The 17,096-nt window shown below is 68.9% G+C and carries 14 protein-coding genes; 10 read left to right on the forward strand and 4 right to left on the reverse strand.

Annotated features, from left to right (window positions below; all coding sequences use genetic code 11):
- Nucleotides 1–32 precede the first annotated feature (32 nt).
- Both der and VF329_10395 read left to right on the forward strand, forming a co-directional pair.
- Nucleotides 33–1,421, forward strand: a complete 1,389-nt coding sequence (gene der, locus VF329_10390) for a ribosome biogenesis GTPase Der (GenBank protein HEX7081411.1) — start codon at nucleotides 33–35, stop codon at nucleotides 1,419–1,421.
- 102 nt (nucleotides 1,422–1,523) lie between these two features.
- Nucleotides 1,524–2,621, forward strand: a complete 1,098-nt coding sequence (locus VF329_10395) for a homoserine O-acetyltransferase (GenBank protein HEX7081412.1) — start codon at nucleotides 1,524–1,526, stop codon at nucleotides 2,619–2,621.
- Nucleotides 2,622–2,637: 16 nt separating this feature from the next.
- Here VF329_10395 and xseA read toward each other — a convergent pair whose 3' ends face one another.
- Nucleotides 2,638–4,080 (reverse strand): exodeoxyribonuclease VII large subunit, encoded by a 1,443-nt coding sequence (gene xseA, locus VF329_10400; GenBank protein HEX7081413.1) that lies wholly within the window; start codon nucleotides 4,078–4,080, stop codon nucleotides 2,638–2,640.
- Nucleotides 4,081–4,142: 62 nt separating this feature from the next.
- On the opposite strand from xseA, the gene guaB reads away from it, so the two are divergent.
- Nucleotides 4,143–5,609, forward strand: a complete 1,467-nt coding sequence (gene guaB / locus VF329_10405) for an IMP dehydrogenase (GenBank protein HEX7081414.1) — start codon at nucleotides 4,143–4,145, stop codon at nucleotides 5,607–5,609.
- 99 nt (nucleotides 5,610–5,708) lie between these two features.
- Nucleotides 5,709–7,256 carry a glutamine-hydrolyzing GMP synthase gene (gene guaA, locus VF329_10410; protein ID HEX7081415.1) on the forward strand — a complete coding sequence of 516 codons (1,548 nt, stop codon included), beginning with the start codon at nucleotides 5,709–5,711 and terminating at the stop codon, nucleotides 7,254–7,256.
- 103 nt (nucleotides 7,257–7,359) lie between these two features.
- Here the strand turns inward: guaA and ada are convergent, their stop codons facing one another.
- On the reverse strand, nucleotides 7,360–8,541 hold the full coding sequence (gene ada / locus VF329_10415; GenBank protein ID HEX7081416.1) for a bifunctional DNA-binding transcriptional regulator/O6-methylguanine-DNA methyltransferase Ada: 1,182 nt from the start codon (nucleotides 8,539–8,541) through the stop codon (nucleotides 7,360–7,362).
- 196 nt (nucleotides 8,542–8,737) lie between these two features.
- Between ada and tadA the strand changes: the two genes are divergently transcribed.
- Nucleotides 8,738–9,265 (forward strand): tRNA adenosine(34) deaminase TadA, encoded by a 528-nt coding sequence (gene tadA / locus VF329_10420; protein ID HEX7081417.1) that lies wholly within the window; start codon nucleotides 8,738–8,740, stop codon nucleotides 9,263–9,265.
- A 158-nt stretch (nucleotides 9,266–9,423) separates the two neighbouring features.
- On the opposite strand, the gene mltF is transcribed toward tadA, so the two are convergent.
- Nucleotides 9,424–10,809, reverse strand: coding sequence for a membrane-bound lytic murein transglycosylase MltF (gene mltF / locus VF329_10425; GenBank protein ID HEX7081418.1), 1,386 nt, complete (start codon nucleotides 10,807–10,809; stop codon nucleotides 9,424–9,426).
- Between the two features lie 235 nt (nucleotides 10,810–11,044).
- Here mltF and VF329_10430 point away from each other — a divergent pair, with 235 nt between their 5' ends.
- The 5 genes from VF329_10430 (at nucleotide 11,045) to VF329_10450 (ending at nucleotide 16,063) form a co-directional block, all read left to right on the forward strand.
- Complete coding sequence (locus VF329_10430; GenBank protein HEX7081419.1) at nucleotides 11,045–12,256, forward strand: lytic murein transglycosylase; 1,212 nt, start codon at nucleotides 11,045–11,047, stop codon at nucleotides 12,254–12,256.
- A gap of 152 nt (nucleotides 12,257–12,408) precedes the next feature.
- Complete coding sequence (locus VF329_10435; protein ID HEX7081420.1) at nucleotides 12,409–12,867, forward strand: hypothetical protein; 459 nt, start codon at nucleotides 12,409–12,411, stop codon at nucleotides 12,865–12,867.
- Nucleotides 12,868–13,030: 163 nt separating this feature from the next.
- Complete coding sequence (locus VF329_10440; protein HEX7081421.1) at nucleotides 13,031–13,834, forward strand: DUF3750 domain-containing protein; 804 nt, start codon at nucleotides 13,031–13,033, stop codon at nucleotides 13,832–13,834.
- A complete protein-coding gene (locus tag VF329_10445) occupies nucleotides 13,827–14,936 on the forward strand; it encodes a DUF6607 family protein (GenBank protein ID HEX7081422.1) in 1,110 nt (369 codons plus the stop codon). The genes VF329_10440 and VF329_10445 overlap by 8 nt, the downstream gene beginning before the upstream one ends.
- Nucleotides 14,937–15,013: 77 nt before the next feature.
- Nucleotides 15,014–16,063, forward strand: a complete 1,050-nt coding sequence (locus tag VF329_10450; GenBank protein HEX7081423.1) for a hypothetical protein — start codon at nucleotides 15,014–15,016, stop codon at nucleotides 16,061–16,063.
- A gap of 105 nt (nucleotides 16,064–16,168) precedes the next feature.
- Here VF329_10450 and gfa read toward each other — a convergent pair whose 3' ends face one another.
- Nucleotides 16,169–16,741: an S-(hydroxymethyl)glutathione synthase gene (gene gfa / locus VF329_10455; GenBank protein HEX7081424.1), complete on the reverse strand. Its 573-nt coding sequence runs from the start codon at nucleotides 16,739–16,741 to the stop codon at nucleotides 16,169–16,171.
- Between the last annotated feature and the right edge of the window lie 355 nt (nucleotides 16,742–17,096).

Consider the following 17,096-nt stretch of genomic DNA (forward strand, 5'->3'; position numbering starts at 1 on the left):
GCCCGCGTTGCGGCGCGTATCACGTTGAGCCGATGCTTCCCGCCGTTGCGCTGATCGGCCGTCCGAACGTCGGCAAGTCCACGTTGTTCAACCGCCTGACGCAGACCCGCGACGCGCTCGTCGCGGACTACCCGGGCGTCACGCGCGACCGCCGCTACGGATACGCGGAGCAGGACGGGCGCGCTTACCTCGTGATCGATACCGGCGGGCTCGGCGCGGGCGGCGACCTGCGCACGCTGATCGAGCGGCAGGTGGACGCGGCGCTGGCGCAGGCCGATGCCGTCGTGCTCGTCGTCGATCACCGCGACGGGCTCACGCCCGAGGACCAGCGGATCGCGGAGCGCCTGCGCCGCTCCGGAAAGCCGGTGACGGTCGCCGTGAACAAGGCCGAGGGCGCGCCGGCCGAGATCGCCGAGGCCGAGTTTTTCGGCCTCGGCTTCGGCCGCCCGTTCCGCATCGCGGCGCTGCACGGGCAGGGCGTCTCGACGTTGATGGCGGCCGTGCTCGCGCCGTTCGGCGAGCCCGAAGCGGCGCCCGAGAGGACGGAAGATCTCGGTCCGAGGCTCGCCGTGATCGGGCGGCCGAACGTCGGGAAGTCGACGCTCATCAACCGCCTGCTCGGCGACGAGCGTCTCGTCACGTCGCCCGAGCCGGGCACGACCCGCGACAGCATCGTCGTGCCCTGCGAGCGCGACGGCCGGCGCTTCGCGCTGGTCGATACCGCCGGCATCCGGCGGCGTACGCGGGTGAGCGAGGGCGTCGAGAAGCTCAGCATCGTGCAGACCCTGAAGTCGATCGAGGAAGCGCACGTCGTCATCGTGCTGCTCGACGCGCGCGAAGGCGTGACGGAGCAGGATTTGCACCTCGTCGGCCTCGCCGTGAATCGCGGCCGCGCATTGGTCGTCGGGGTGAACAAGTGGGACGGTCTCGGCGCGGCGCAGCGCAGCCGCGTCGAGGCGGAGGTCGAGCGCAACCTCGACTTCGTCGCCTACGCGAAGGTGCATTACGTCTCGGCCCTGCACGGCAGCGGGATCGCCGAGCTCGTCCGGTCGGCCCTGGCCGCGTACGACGCCGCCGGCGCCGACCTGCCGACGCCGCGCCTGAACGAGCTGCTGCGGGACATGACTCGGGCACACGCGCCGCCGGTCGTCCGCGGCCGACCGATCCGGCTGCGCTACGCGCACCAGGGCGGGCGCTTCCCGCCGATCATCGTCGTGCACGGGACGCAGGCGGAGCGCACGCCGGAGCACTACCGCCGCTACCTCGAGAACGCGTTCCGCGCCGCCCTGCGCCTCGAGGGCACGCCGATCCGGATCGAGCTGAAAAGCGGCGAAAACCCGTTCGCCGGCCGCCGGAACACCCTCACGCCGCGCCAGCGCGCGCGGAGGCGTCGCGTGATCGATCACTCGCGCCGCCGCTGACCCGGGTTCGTCCTTTAGGCACTAATCTCATAACGAGAAGTTCGAGACCGGGCAGTTCCCGGGTCTTACACTCCCGCTCTCATCCCGAACGGAGGTTCCGCGTTGGGCGAAGCACGCCGACACGTCACCGTTCCCGGCGAATTCCCGATGTACCGCGGCGGCACTCTGCTCGAGCCGACGATCGCGTACGAGACCTGGGGCGAGCTCGATGCCGAGCGCCGCAACGCCGTTCTGATCTTCACCGGGATGTCCCCGTCGGCGCACGCCGCGTCGAGCGTGCTCGACCCGTCGCCCGGCTGGTGGGAGGAGATCGTCGGCCCCGGCCGGCCGATCGACACGCGCCGATACTACGTGATCTGCATGAACTCGCTCGGGAGCTGCTTCGGCTCGACGGGCCCGGCGTCGATCGATCCGCGGACCGGCGAGCGCTATCGCCTCCGGTTCCCGGTGCTCTCGCTCGAGGACGTTGCGCGCGCCGGATTCGAGCTGCTGCGCCATCTCGGGATCGAGCACGTGCACGCCGTCGTCGGGCCGTCCATGGGCGGCATGACGGCGCTCGCCTTCGAGCTGATGTTCCCGGGCATGTCCGAAGGTCTGCTCCTGATGTCGACCGGGTCGCGCTCGCTGCCGTTCTCGATCGCGCTGCGGTCGTTGCAGCGGGAGATGATTCGGCGCGATCCGAACTGGCGCGACGGGAACTACACTCCCGATGCGATGCCGCTGACCGGCATGCGCCTCGCCCGCAAGCTCGGGATGATCACGTACCGCTCGGCGGAGGAATGGCGAGTGCGGTTCGGGCGCGAGCGGGTGTCGGCGGCGGTGGGCCCGTCGAACGGCGATCCGTTCGGCATCGTCTTCGAGGTCGAGTCCTACCTCGAGCACCACGCGAACAAGTTCACCGGGCAGTTCGATCCGAATTGCTACCTGTACCTGTCGCGCGCGAGCGATCTCTTCGACGTGGCCGACCACGGCGGCAGCGTCGCCGCCGGGCTCTCGAGAATCAAGGCGCGGCGGATCATGATCATCGGCGTCACCACGGATTTTCTGTTTCCGATCCACCAGCAGCGGGAGCTCGCGCAAGGGCTTTCGGGCAACGGCCGCGAAGTCGAGTTCGTGCAGCTCGACTCGCTCCAGGGCCACGACTCGTTCCTCGTGGACATGGACAACTACCGCCCGCTGATCGCGCGCTTCTTCGCCTGACTCGCTCGCGCTCGGTCTACGGTGACGCGTCCGGAGCCGTCGTGGACGACTCGTCCGCCTCGGGCTCGGCGGAGCTCACCGTCGCGCCGAGGCGGCCGCGGGCGAGCCGAACGAGGATCTCCGTGCCGGGCTCGACGAGCGCGCTCTGCGTGATCAGCGAGCCGTCGTCGCGGCGCGAGACGATCGCGTAGCCGCGATCGAGCGTCGCGAGCGGGCTCAACGAGCGCAGCGTCCGCTCCGTGATCGCGAGGCGGTGGGAGAGGCGCTCGATCCGGCGCCCGATCGCCCGCTCGAGGCGCTCGGTCGCGAAGCGCCGGCGCTGCGCGGCGGCCGCCACGCGATGCTTCGGATTCGCGGCGGCAACGGCGGCGGCGAGCCGCGCGACGCGCGCCTGCCGCTCGGCGAGCGCCCGCTCGAGGGCGCGCCGCAACCGCGTCTCGAGCTCGTCCCCGCGCTGTGCCAGCTGACGCAGCGGCACGCCGGGGTGGCAGCGGTAGAGCCGGTGAGCGAGCGCGGCCAGGCGCTGCGCGTCGGATTGCACGCGCCGCCGCGCCCCGCGCTCGAGATGCGCCGCGATCCGCGCGAGGCGCCTCCGCCACTCCGTACAATCCGGCACGGCGAGCTCCGCGGCCTGTGACGGCGTCGGCGCGCGCAGATCCGCGGCGAAATCGGCGATCGTGAAATCCGTCTCGTGACCGACGCCGACGATGATCGGAATGCCGACCGCGGCGACCGCGCGGGCCACGATCTCCTCGTTGAACGCCCAGAGGTCCTCGAGCGAGCCGCCGCCGCGCGTCAGGATCAGCACGTCGCATTCGCGGCGGCGATCGGCGAGCTCGAGCGTGCGCACGATCTCCTGTGCGGCGCCGTTGCCTTGCACGCTGGTCGGATAGATCAGGACGTCGACGGCCGGGAAGCGCCGCCGCAGTGCGGTCAGCACGTCGCGGAGCGCGGCCCCTGTCGGCGACGTGACGACGCCGATCCGGCGCGGCACGCGCGGCGGCTTGCGCTTGCGGGCCGGGTCGAACAAGCCTTCGGCCGCGAGGCGGCGCTTCAGCGCTTCGAACCGCCGGCGCAGCAGCCCCTCGCCCGCCTCCTCGACGTAGTCGACGATCAGCTGGAACTCGCCGCGCGCCTCGTAGAAGCTCACACGCGCCCGCACGAGCACGTGCAGGCCGTTGTCGAGCGGAAAGTCGAGCCCGCGCGCGGCGAGACGGAACATCGCGCATCGCACCTGCGCGTGCGCATCCTTCAGCGACCAGTACAGATGCCCCGACGACGGGCGCGACAGGTTCGACACCTCGCCCTCGACCCATATCGTGCCGAAGGTGCGCTCCACGAGCAGGCGCGCGTCGCGATTGAGCGCCGATACCGTCAGGATCCGGCGCTGCTCGTCGAACGCGAGCTCGAGGTTCTCTCCGCTTTGCATGGCGCAAGTATAAGGGCTGCCACCGGCCATTTACCGGGCCTCCTGCGGGCATTAAACTGCCCGCCTCATCCACCACCCCGGATGGAGCCCCTATGCGGATCAGTCACGAGGCGCTCACTTTCGACGACGTCCTCCTGGAGCCCGCGTACTCCGAGATCCTGCCCCGCGAGGTCGATCTGCGCACGACGCTGACGCGCTCGCTCACGCTGAACATTCCGATCGTCTCGGCGGCAATGGACACGGTCACCGAGGCGCGGCTCGCGATCACGCTCGCACAGGAAGGCGGCATCGGCATCATTCACAAGAACATGTCGCCGCGCGAGCAGGCGGCGCAAGTGCGGCGCGTGAAGAAGTTCGAAAGCGGGATCATCAACGATCCGATCACGGTGAGCCCCACGGCGACGATCAAGGAAGTCATCGACCTCACGCGGGCGAAGAACATTTCCGGCGTTCCTGTCGTCGAGGGCGAGGAGCTCGTCGGCATCGTCACGCACCGCGATCTGCGTTTCGAAACGCAGCTCGACGCGCCCGTGTCCTCCGTCATGACGCCGAAAGAGCGGCTCGTCACGGTGCGCGAAGGCGCGAGCAAGGACGAGGTGCTGACGCTGCTGCACCGTCATCGCATCGAGAAGGTGCTCGTGATCGACGGGTCGTTCAATCTGCGCGGCATGATCACCGCGAAGGATTTCCAGAAGGCGAAGGACTACCCCTACGCGTGCAAGGATGTGAACGGGGCGTTGCGGGTCGGCGCGGCCGTCGGCACCGGGATCGATACCGAGGAGCGCGTGTCACGGCTGGTCGAAGCGGGCGTCGACGTGGTGATCGTGGACACCGCTCACGGTCATCACGTGGGCGTCATCGATCGCGTCCGCGAGATCAAGAGCAGCTATCCCGACTTGCAGCTCATCGCCGGCAACATCGTCACGGCCGAGGCCGCGAGGGCCCTGGCGGAGGCCGGCGCGGACGGCGTGAAGGTCGGCATCGGGCCGGGGTCGATCTGCACGACGCGCGTCGTCGCAGGCGTGGGCGTGCCGCAGGTGTCGGCCGTCGCCGAGGTCGCCGCCGCGGTCGCCGATCTCGGCGTGCCGGTGGTCTCCGACGGCGGCATTCGCTACTCCGGCGACATCGCGAAAGCGATCGCCGCGGGCGCCCACACGACGATGATCGGCAGCCTGTTCGCCGGCACCGAGGAATCTCCCGGCGACGTCGAGCTCTACCAGGGGCGCTCCTACAAGTCCTATCGGGGCATGGGCTCGCTCGGCGCGATGTCGCAGCGCCACGGCTCGTCGGACCGCTACTTCCAGGATGCGAGCGAGGAGCTTCAGAAGCTCGTGCCGGAGGGCATCGAAGGGCGCGTGCCGTACAAGGGCAGCCTCGTCGCGATCGTGCACCAGCTGATCGGCGGGTTGCGCGCCGCGATGGGCTACACGGGGTGCGGCAACATCGAGGAGATGCGCACGCGCCCGCGCTTCGTGCGTATCACGGCCGCCGGGCGGCGCGAGAGCCACGTCCACGACGTCGCGATCACGAAGGAAGCGCCGAACTACCGCGTCGAATAGGCCGCGGCGGTATCCGCGAAAAGGGTGCCCGAAAGAGGTGTCAGACACCTTTTTTCGCAGCAAAAAGGTGTCTGACACCTTTTCCGGTTTGGGACGGCGATGGAATGTAGGATTCTGATCCTCGACTACGGCTCGCAGTACACCCAGCTGATCGCGCGCCGCGTGCGCGAGGCGGGCGTCTACAGCGAGATCTATGCGCACGACGTGTCGGACGATGCGATCGCGTCGTTCCGGCCCGCGGGGATCATCCTTTCGGGCGGTCCCGATTCCGCCGCCGGTACCGGTGCGCCCACCGTCGCCGATGCCGTCGTCGAGGCCGGCGTGCCGGTTCTCGGCATCTGCTACGGCATGCAGGCGCTCGCGGCCCGCTTCGGCGGCGTCGTGCAGCCGTCGGCCCACCGTGAGTACGGCTACGCGGAGGTCGTCGTCACCGGCGAAGACGGGCTGCTCGCGGGCATCGGCGGCCGAGATCGCACGCTCAAGGTCTGGATGAGCCACGGCGATCGCGTCGAAAGTCTGCCGGACGGATTCGTCCGGATCGCCGAGTCGAGGAACTCCCCGCTCGCCGGCATGGCCGATCCGCGGCGCAGAATCTACGGGCTGCAGTTCCACCCCGAGGTCACGCACACCGAGCAAGGCTTCGAGATCCTGAAGCGCTTCGTGCGCGACGTCTGCGGCTGCCCGCCGGTCTGGACGCCGCGCAACATCATCGCGGAGCACGTCGAGCGCGTCCGGGCGGCGGTCGGCCGCGATCGGGTCCTTCTCGCGTTGTCCGGCGGCGTCGACTCGTCCGTCGTCGCGGCGCTGTTGCACGCGGCGATCGGCGATCAGCTCGTCTGCGTCTTCGTCGATCATGGCTTGCTACGCCTTCACGAAGGCGATCAGGTCATGGACGTGTTCCGCGAGCATCTCGGCGTGAACGTGATTCGCGTCGACGCCGAGGAGCGCTTCCTGACGGCGCTCGAAGGCGTCGAGGATCCGGAGGACAAGCGCAAGATCATCGGACGCCTCTTCATCGAGGTGTTCGAAGCCGAGGCTCGGCGCCTCGAAGGCGTTCGCTGGCTCGCGCAAGGCACGATCTATCCGGACGTGATCGAGTCCGCGGGCGCCGCCACCGGCAAGGCCGAGCTGATCAAGTCGCATCACAACGTCGGCGGCCTCCCGGAGCGCATGCATCTCAAGCTGATCGAGCCGCTGAGGGACCTCTTCAAGGACGAGGTGCGCAAGATCGGCGTCGAGCTCGGCTTGCCGGCGAGCCTCGTCAACCGGCACCCGTTCCCGGGACCCGGCCTCGGCGTGCGCATTCTCGGGCCCGTGCGGAAGGAGTTCGCGGATCTCCTGCGCAGGGCCGACGACGTGTTCATCGGCGAGTTGCGCGAGCAGGGGCTCTACGAAACGGTGAGCCAGGCGTTCGCCGTGTTCCTGCCGGTCCGCTCGGTCGGCGTGATGGGCGACGGACGCCGCTACGATTACGTCGTCGCGCTGCGCGCCGTCGAGACCGTCGACTTCATGACGGCACGATGGGCGCGTCTGCCGTACGAATTCCTCGACCACGTCGCACGACGGATCATCAACGAGGTTCCGGGCATCTCGCGGGTGGTCTACGACGTCTCCGGAAAGCCGCCTGCGACGATCGAATGGGAATGATCCGAACGTCGTTCGGAGCACGAGGCTTCGCGCCGGCTTTTCGCATGTCGGACGGCCGCTCCGGCGCCCGGAAAGGCCGAAGCGGCCGTTGCGTCGCTTTCGTTCAGGCTTCCGACTCCTGCCTCGCCCGCGAACGCGACGTGCCGGCATCGCGCGCCTCGGCCTCTCTCGCGAGCAGCGCGCGCTTGCGCTCGACGCCCCACCGATAGCCCCCGGGCGATCCGTCCCGCTGCACGACGCGATGGCACGGGATCGCGACGGCGACCGGGTTCGCGGCGCAAGCCGCCGCGACGGCCCGGGCCGCGCGCGGCGCGCCGATGCGTGCGGCGATCTCGGCGTAGGACGCCGTCTCGCCGACCGGGATCGCGGCGAGCGCCTGCCACACGCGGCGCTGAAACGCCGTGCCCTGCACGTCGAGCGGCAACCGATGACCGGCCCGCGGCGTCTCGACAAGGGCGACGACGGCGGCCACGAGCCGATCGAAGTCGGCATCGCCGGCGACGAGGCTCGCGGACGGAAAGCGCTCCTCGAGGTTGTGAACGAGGGCGCCGGCATCGTCGCCGAGCTGAACGGCGCAAAGCCCGCGTTCCGTCGCGGCCACGAGAATCGAGCCCAGCGAGCACCGGCTTACTGCGAAGCGGATCGTGCTCTTCGGGCCGCCGGCGCGATACTCCGCGGGCGCCATTCCGAGGATGTCACGGCTTCGGGCGTAGAAGCGCCCGGCCGACCCGTAGCCGGCGTCGAAGATCGCCTCGGTCACGGTATCCGCTTCCTCGAGCGCGTCGCGCACGCGCTCCTCGCGCCTCGCGAGCGCGTACTCGCGAGGCGTGACGCCCGTGACCCGTCGAAACACGCGGTGGAAATGATGGGGGCTCAAGCCGGCACGCGCCGCGAGATCGGCGAGGGTCGGGGCCGTCTCCGCGCGCTCGATCTGGCGGCAGGCCGCCGCGACGATCGCCGCGCGGCGAGCATCCGGCGACGATCCGCGCGGCGCGCAGCGCTTGCACGGCCTGAAGCCGGCCTGCTCGGCGTCGGCGGCCGTCGCGTGGAAGCGGACGTGCTCGGGCCGCGGGCGGCGCGCTCCGCACGACGGCCGGCAGTAGATCCCGGTCGTCGACACGGAATAGAAGAAACGTCCGTCCGCCTCCGCGTCGCGTGCGAGGACCGCGGCCCATCGAGGGTCGCTCGCCGTCGCTGCGAAGGTCGCATTCTTCCGCGCTCCGAGGGCGCTCTGCCGGCGACGCCGCGGCGCCTCTTCCCGATTCTTGCGGATGCTCGTGGTCATGACGGTGGGTCTCCCGATAGGTTGGCGTAACGTCGGGCGACCTTAGCCTCGCGGGCGCGGCACGGCATCCCGGGGCTTGTGCTCGAATTCGAGCCTTTCGTCGAAACTCGGCTATCCTGCTCGCGGCCGAGCGCGACCGCAACGTACGCGGGAGCATAGCGCGAATGCGCGGTGGTCTCGAGCCGAGGCGAGAGAGATGCGGCGCGGAGACGTGATCGATACGAAGGACCCGTCGGAAGCCGGCGGAATTGCGGAGCCCGCGGGGCCTTCGGGCGCGGACGAGGGCTTCATGCGCCGCGCGCTCGAGCTCGCGCGAGCGGCCGAGCGGGCAGGCGAGGTGCCGGTCGGCGCCGTGCTGGTCGGTCCCGACGGCGCGGTGCTCGGCGAAGCAGGCAATGGTCCGATCGGGCGCCACGATCCGACCGCGCATGCGGAGATTCTCGCGCTGCGCGCGGCGGCGGCGCGCGTCGGCAACTATCGCCTGCCGGGAACGACGCTGTACGTCACGCTCGAGCCGTGCGCGATGTGCGCGGGTGCGCTCATGCACGCCCGCGTCGCGCGGCTCGTGTTCGCGGCAGCCGATCCGAAGGCGGGCGCATGCGGCTCGGTCTTCGACATCGCGCGCAGCGAGCGGCTGAACCATCGCATCGTCGTTGCATCGGGTGTGCTCGAAAGCGAGGCGGCCGCGCTGCTGAAAGCGTTCTTCGCGGAGCGACGCGGCTAGCTCGTAGCCAGTCTGGCGTCCCGCAAATACCTGTACATGATGCTTGACGGGACGCTCCGCGACAGGGATGTCGCGGAGCGAGCCCCCAGGGACGGGTTCACGGCGGTCCCGGCAAGCATCATGTACAGGTATTTGCGGGACACGTACGACGCGCGAGGTCAGCCGGTGCCGCTCGAGCGCGCGGCCGGCTCGCGATACTCGGAGACCATCTGGCGGTCCGCGAGCCACATCAGCATCTCGTGATAGCGGCGGATGTTGTCGACGTAGACGACCGGAACGTTGCCCCGCGCGTAGCCGCGTTTCACTCGCGAGTACCACTCCTTGCGCGTGAGCAGCGGCAGGCGCTCGCGGACGTGGTCCCACCGGTCCGGGTCGCCGCCCTGCATCTCCGTGAGGATGCGCGCGTCCTCGAGATGGCCGAAGCCGATGTTGTAGGCAGCCATCGCGAGCCACGTTCGATCCGGCTCCGGAATGCGCTCGGGGATCTTCGCGAGCACTCGCTTGAAGTACCGTGCGCCGCCCAAGATGCTTTCACGGGGATCGCTGCGATCGTCGACGCCGACCATCGCCGCGGTTTGCTCCGTCAGCATCATGATGCCGCGTACGCCGGTCGGGGATACCGCCTGCGGGTTCCAATGCGATTCCTGGTAGCCGATCGCCGCGAGCACGCGCCAGTCGATGCCCGTGGCGCGCTCGGCTTCCTCGAAGTACTGGCGGTATTTCGGCAGACGTTGCTCCATATGCCGCAGAAACGCCCGCGAGCCGACGTAATCGAAGCCGCGCGACGCGAAGTAGTAGCGGTCGAGAATCCTGTCGAGCTCGCCGGTCGCCTCGATCTCCGCGAAGTACGCCGCGATCTGCTCGCGAAGCCGATCCGCGCCCTTCGGCAGCGCCCACGCGATGTCGTAGGTGCCGCCGACGCGGAACGCGGCGCGCGCCTCGGGGTAAGAGTGCCGCAGAAGCCCGTACGCGTTCGACGGCACGATCGTGTAGTCGATCACGCCTTCGTGAACGCGGCGGATCAGATCCTCGATGCTCGCACGCGGATCCTCGCGCCAAAGCAGCTTCGGGTGCTCCGCGCGAGCTGCCTCGAGCATCGCCGCATGCACGGACCCGGCGAGCACCTCGATTCGGCCGCCGACGAGGTCGGCAATGGTTTGCGGACGATGCGCGCCGCGCCGGTAGATGACGAGCTGCGCCGCGCGGTGATACGGCGGACCGAAGCTCACGAGACGCTCGCGCTCGTCCGTAACCATGACGGCGGCGGCGGCGATGTGCGCATCGTGGCTCGCGACGCTCGGCAGGAGGTCGCCGAGGCCATTCTCGGTGACGATCTCGAGATCCACGCCGAGCTTCTCCGCGAAGCCGAGGGCGAGCTCGTACTCGATGCCGCGGGCTTCCTCGGAGCCGTAGTAGAACGTGGCCGGACTGTTCGTCGTCACGACTCGGAGCTCACCGAGCCGAAGGATTTGTTCCAGCACCGTGGGGGGCGTCGAGCAGCTTCCAAGCAAAACGCCCAACAGGACGACGACGAGGCCTCGCACCGATCCTTTTCCATGACCTTATGCGGAGGGGGCCAGTATAACGTGAACTCCGTCACAAAATGCGAGCGTCGGCAGGACGGCGCGAGCGGATCGGAGGGCAGGGCGCGTGGATCCGCTTATGTCGCTACCCTTCCGCGCCGGCGTGCGGGCGGGTTCCGCCGGACTCGAAGGCGTTGCAAATGCGGCGGTTGATGTCAGTATAGGCCGCCGGCGCAACATTCTGTAAAGCAGGACGATGAACACACGGCCAAGGACGAGAGCGGCGGTCGCCGCGCTTCTCGCGCTCGCGGGCGTGCCGGGGCTCGCGGCCGCACAAGGCGACTTCGAGCAGTGCCTCGCGCGGCTCGAAGCGGAGGCCGAGCGGCACGGAATATCGCCGGCCACCACGGAGAAGGTGCTGCCGACCGTGCGGCCGCTCCCGCGGGTCGTACGCGCCGATCGCAACCAGCCGGAGTTCGTCGAGACCTTCGCCACGTATTTCGGCCGGCGCGTTACGGCGCGCCGTGTCGCGACCGGTCGCGAGCTGCTGCGGCGGAACGCGTCGCTGCTTCGCGACATCGCCGCGGAACACGGCGTCGCTCCGCAGTATCTCGTCGCCTTGTGGGGCCTCGAGACGGGCTACGGGCAGATCCTCGGCGACGTCCCCGTCTTCGATTCGCTCGCGACGCTCGCGTGCGACGCACGTCGCAGCGGGTATTTCACCACCGAGTTCGTCAACGCGCTGCGGATCGTGGACGACGGCATTTCGCCCGACACGATGATCGGGTCGTGGGCGGGCGCGATGGGACAGACGCAGTTCATGCCGTCCGTGTATCTCGAGCACGGCGTCGACGGCGACGGCGACGGCGTCGTCGACCTTTGGGGCAGCCTCGCAGACGCGTTCGCTTCGGCCGCGGAATTTCTCCGCGCGCTCGGCTGGCGCGAAGGCTGGAGATGGGGGCGGGAGGTGGTGCTGCCGGAAGGCTTCGACTACACGCTCGCCGGCCGCGATCGGCCGCAGGCGCTCGACGCGTGGCGGCGCCTCGGGGTCGTCACCGCAGATGGCGCTCCGGTGCCGGCGCTTCGGCACACTGCCGCGTTGCTCGTGCCTTCGGGGCACGAAGGGCCGGCTTTTCTGGTGTACGAGAATTTCGAGGCGCTGATGCGCTGGAACCCGTCGGAGTTCTTCGCGCTCACCGTCGGCCACCTCGCCGACCGGATCGCCGGCGCACCGCCGCTGCGCGTCGCGCCGCCGGAAGGTCCGCCGCTCACGCGCGATCGGATCGAAGCGCTGCAGCGCAAGCTGAACGCGCTCGGCTACGACAGCGGTGAACCGGACGGGCTCGTCGGCTCGGCCACGCGTCGCGCGGTCAGCCGCTGGCAACGCGCGAACGGTCTCGTCGCCGACGGGCACGTCGATGCCGAGCTGTTGCAGGCGCTGGACCTTCTCCCGCCGGCCTCGGAATAGTCTTTTCCCTTAAGATCACTGCAACTTTTTACCCGCATCGGGACTCCAATCGCCTCGGGGGCTACGTGTACCGGACCGTCCGGTTTTGAGCATCGCGTCCCACCCGCGTATCATTCGCATTCTTTTTATGGTCGAGACGACATGGAGTTACCGTGACTAGGGATAATGTATCTGTAGGAGCATCCACTCAACAGCGGCGGTCGACCTCGAAGGCGCTGTTCGACTCGAACGGAGTGCGGAAGGCGGCGATCGCGCTGTTGACGGTGTTTCACAAATCGGGCCGTCATGGAACGTTGGCCGAAGTCCTCGTCGCGCTGGAGGTGATCGATGCGGCGATCGACGGGAAGCCGCATTCGATGAAATCACTCTCACAGAAGCTCGGCATCCCGTACACGTCCGTATCGCGGATCGTGTTCTCGCTGACGTCGGAGGCGGCGCCGGGCGGCATCTTGAAGCTCGTGCCGGACACGAAGGATCGCCGCAGAAAGCACATCGAGATCGACTTCGACATCTTCAAGCAGTCGTCGCCGCATCTGCGCGCGCTGGAGAAGGCGATGGTCGACTACTACGGCAACTCGGTGTTCAAGCTGAAGAAGAGCAAGAAGAACTGACCGAGGCTCGGGGGCGAGCCCGCCGGGCTCGCCTTCCCGTTTCATCCGGCGATCGGCACGTGCTCTCGGCGGGCCGGGCGCCGTGTCCACCGCGGTTTTCCCTGCCGCGTGCCGGCATGTCGGCCGCCGCGTCAGTGGAGGCCCGCGCTTGCCGAGACTTTGCATGCGGTCTATCTTCGTCAGCGACATGACGAGAGCGCGTGCAACGTGGCTTTGTGCGGTTCCCGCGCTGCTCTTCGGCTTGGCATACGTCGACAAGGAGCAAGACGCGTCGGGCGGGGACTGGCGCACCGCGAGCCGCGCTCCGGTCGGCCTTGCGCCGGATCCTCTCGCCGTTCCCGACCCCGTCGTCCAGGTCTATGCCGCGCGCGCCGTGCGATGGCGCGGCTACTTCGGCGTGCATACGTGGGTCGCCGTCAAGCCTCGCGGAGCCCCGAGCTATACCGTTTACGAGGTGAACGGCTGGCGCATGCGACGCACCGGCACGTCCGTCGCGATCGGCAATCGTCCCCCGGACTCGCGTTGGTTCGGCAACGCTCCGGAGCTGATCGCGGAGCTCCGCGGCGACGCGGCCGCCGCCGCGATCGAAAAAGTGGAGGCGGCGGTCGCGAGCTATCCGTACGCGGATCGCTACCACGTCTGGCCGGGGCCGAATTCGAACACGTTCACGGCGCACGTGCTGCGCGCCGTTCCAGAGCTCCGTGCCGACCTTCCGCCGACCGCGATCGGCAAGGACTATCTCGGCGCCAAGCTCATCGCCCGCAGCCCGAGCGGCAGCGGCTTTCAACTCAACCTGTTCGGCGTCCTCGGCATTCTCGTCGGCGTCGAGGAGGGCTTGGAGCTGAACGTGCTCGGGCTCACGTTCGGCGTCGACCCGCTCGATCTCGCCGTCAAGCTGCCGTTGGCGGGGCGCATCGGTTGGCCCGAGGAGGTTTCGATAGCAACGGAAGCAAATGCCGATGATTAGCCGGCGCGCGAAGCTCGTTTCGATCGTCGCGGGGCTGCTCGCGGCCGGAGCCGTCACGGCCGACGACGACGTCAGGCAGTACACGTTCAGCTGGCTTTTCACCGACGATGCGGCGATGAAGCCGCGGGGCGGCACGACGACGGGCCCCGAGGTCGAGCTGCTCGAGGGAACGAGCGAAGCGTGGGAGGCGCTGCGCGAGCCTTCGTTGAGCGACTTCGAGCGCGACCGACGCGCGATCCTGGCAATGGCGGGACACTATCGCACGACGTTCGACTTCATCGAAACCACCGGCTTCACCGAGGACTACGGTCCGTCGCGGCCGTATCAGTCGTGGGCTACGGAGTATGTCTTCGTCCTCGAGGACAGCGAGGACGTCATCAGCCTGCAGCACGTCATCGTGATGCAGTTCGTCGAGCCGGACGGTACGATCCGCGGCCCCGTCGTCCAGAAGCATTGGCGCCAGGAGTGGCGCTACGAGGATCGTGACTTGCACACCTACGTCGGTGACGGGCGCTGGCGCCGCCGCATGCTTTCGGAGGACGACGTCGAGGGCAAGTGGTCGCAGGCGGTGTATAACGTCGACGATTCGCCGCGGTACGAAGCGATCGGCGACTGGGTGCATCGCGCGAACTACTCCGCCTGGACGAGCGAGGAGACCTGGCGGCCGCTGCCGCGGCGGGAATCGAGCGTCCGCGACGACTACGACGTGCTGATCGGCACGAACCGGCACACGATCACGCCGACCGGCTGGGTCCAGGAGGAGGACAACCTCAAGGTCGATCTCGGGCCCGACGGCTCACCCGCGGAAGTGCTCGCGCGGGAGGTCGGCGTGAGCCGGTACGAGCGCATCGTCGACTTCGATTTCTCCGCCGGAGAGGAGTACTGGCAGAGCACGAGCGCGTTCTGGAGCGACGTCCGCGACGCGTGGCGCGACGTCTATCGGCAGAGCGACACCTTCCGGCTCGCGGACGAAGTGGACGGGCAGCCGCTGTTCGCGCGCATGTTCGACTACGCACAGGCGTTGAACGACGGCGAGCCCTACGATCCGGAAGCATCGCGGCGCTTCGTGCGCGATATGCTCGAGCGCTATCTGACGGAGTAGTGTAGCGTCCGCGGAGCCGCACGCCGATCCTGAGCGGCTCGGAGAGAACGACAACAATACGACGAGGGGGCGAATCGATGAGAACGACGGCGGGGGCGGAATCCATCAGAACGGCCGCGATCGGACTGCTCGGCGCGGGCCTGGCGCTCGCCGCCGTCGGCGCGCCGGCGCAGACCGCCGGCTGCGATCGCAGTTGCCTCGAAGGCTTCGTGGACCGCTACCTCGACGCGATGATCGACGACGACGTGTCGGCCGTGCCGTTCACTCCCGACGCGAGGTTCACCGAGCACGGACAGCAGCTCGAGCTCGGCGACGGGCTGTGGAACACGATGAAGTCGAAGGGCACCTATCGTCTCTTCGTGACCGACGTCGAGGCAGGTCAGGTCGCATTCATCGGCACGATCAACGAGGACCATCGCGACCCCGCGCAGGAGACGCCGGCGATCATCGCGTTGCGGCTGAAGATCGAGGACGGCGCGATCGCCGAGGCCGAGCAGATGGTCGTGCGCAACGAGGAGGCGGCGGCGCGGGTCGAGGCCCTCGGCAAGCCCGATCCGCTGTTCCTCGAGGCGGTGCCGGAGCGCGAGCGCATGTCGCGGATGGATCTGATGCGTACGGCGAACATGTACTTCACCGGCATGCAGCAGAACGACGGCAAGGGGGAGTATCCGTTCGCCGACGATTGCAACCGGATCGAGAACGGCAGGCAGACGACGAACGTGCCGACGCCGCCGGGCGAGACGCGCCCCGATCCCCGCACTGCGACCGGCTACTCGGCCCAGTGGAGCTGCCGGGAGCAGTTCGAATCCGGACTGCTGCACTTCGTGAACCGCATCCGCGACCGTCGTTTCGTCGCGGTCGACCGCGAGCGCGGGCTCGTGTTCAGCTTCGTGTTCTTCGACCACTCCGGCGGCGATACGCGCACGTTCACGACCCCGAACGGCCGAACCGTCACGGCGGGACCGGTGCAGCCGTGGACGTGGTACATCGCGGAGATGTTCAAGATCACGAACGGCGAGATCCGCCGCATCGAGGCCGTTCTCGACCGTGTCCCGTACGGCATGCTCTCGGGCTGGAGCAGCTACGAGGACGGCATGTCGGACGAGCTGCAGGACGCGACGATGTGAGGACGGCGCCGCCGCGTCGCCGTGCCGGTGGCCACACGCGGCAGGGGCGCGGAGACGTCGGGCCGGGGAGCGGGCGGTTCCCCGGCGGCCGCCCGTCAGTCGGCGTCAGGCCGCGAGCGCGCCCGACCGCTTCGCCGTATGCGTCGCGATCGCATCCATCAACGGCGGCGACAGACAGTCGTAGGGCTCGAGGCCGAGCTCCCTGAGCCGCGCTCGCACCGCGCCCATTTCCGAGATATCGGTCCCGGATTCGATGATGGACGAGACGAACGCGGCGAATTCCGGCGGTGCCCACCCCGGCTCGTCGGACAGCTCGACATGGATGAAGTCGAGCCCGTAGAACGGGTGATTCGTGTCGTCGATGCGCCCGTACATGTGCACGCCGCAGTCGCGGCACGCGTAGCGCTTGATCACCGCGCCGGGATCGACGGCCTGGAGCTTGCCCTCGTTCTTCGTGACGCGGAGGTTCTCGCGCGGCACCACCGCGACCTGCGAGAACAGCGCGCCGGCGGGCTTCCAGCACTTCGTGCACCCGCAGACGTGGTTGTGCGCGCACTGCCCCGTGATCGCGACCTCGACCTTGTCGGTCGCGCAATGGCAACGAAGCGTGCCGCCGGCGAAGTTTTCCGCGGCCGGCTTCAGGCCGCCGTCGACGGCCGGATGAATCGCAACTGGCATCGGCTTCCCCTCTGGCTCGTTCGAAGCGTTCTTCGGCAGGCGTTTCGAGTATAGAGAACGCCGCTCGCGCAGGCGAGCGGCGAGGGCGCGCTCGCCCTCGCCGCGTCGGGCCGCGGGGGACCAGCGGGCCGGCTCGCGCGTTGCGGCGGCCCCACACGGGCGTCCCCCGGGGCGGCGGCGTCCCCCAGCCGGCATCCCGATGCCGAGAGAGGCGGCCGATCGCACGACTCGGCCCCGTTTGCGGCCCCGCGCCGCGGGCTGTTATTCTGGCTGGTAAATCCGAGTTCCCGTCCTCGTGCCGTGCGCTGCGGCGCACGCCGCTTCCTCCGAGCGTCGAAGCCAGCCGATTTCGCTC

It is taken from the genome of Gammaproteobacteria bacterium (genome assembly GCA_036381015.1).
Taxonomy (GTDB): domain Bacteria; phylum Pseudomonadota; class Gammaproteobacteria; order Steroidobacterales; family Rariloculaceae; genus ZC4RG20.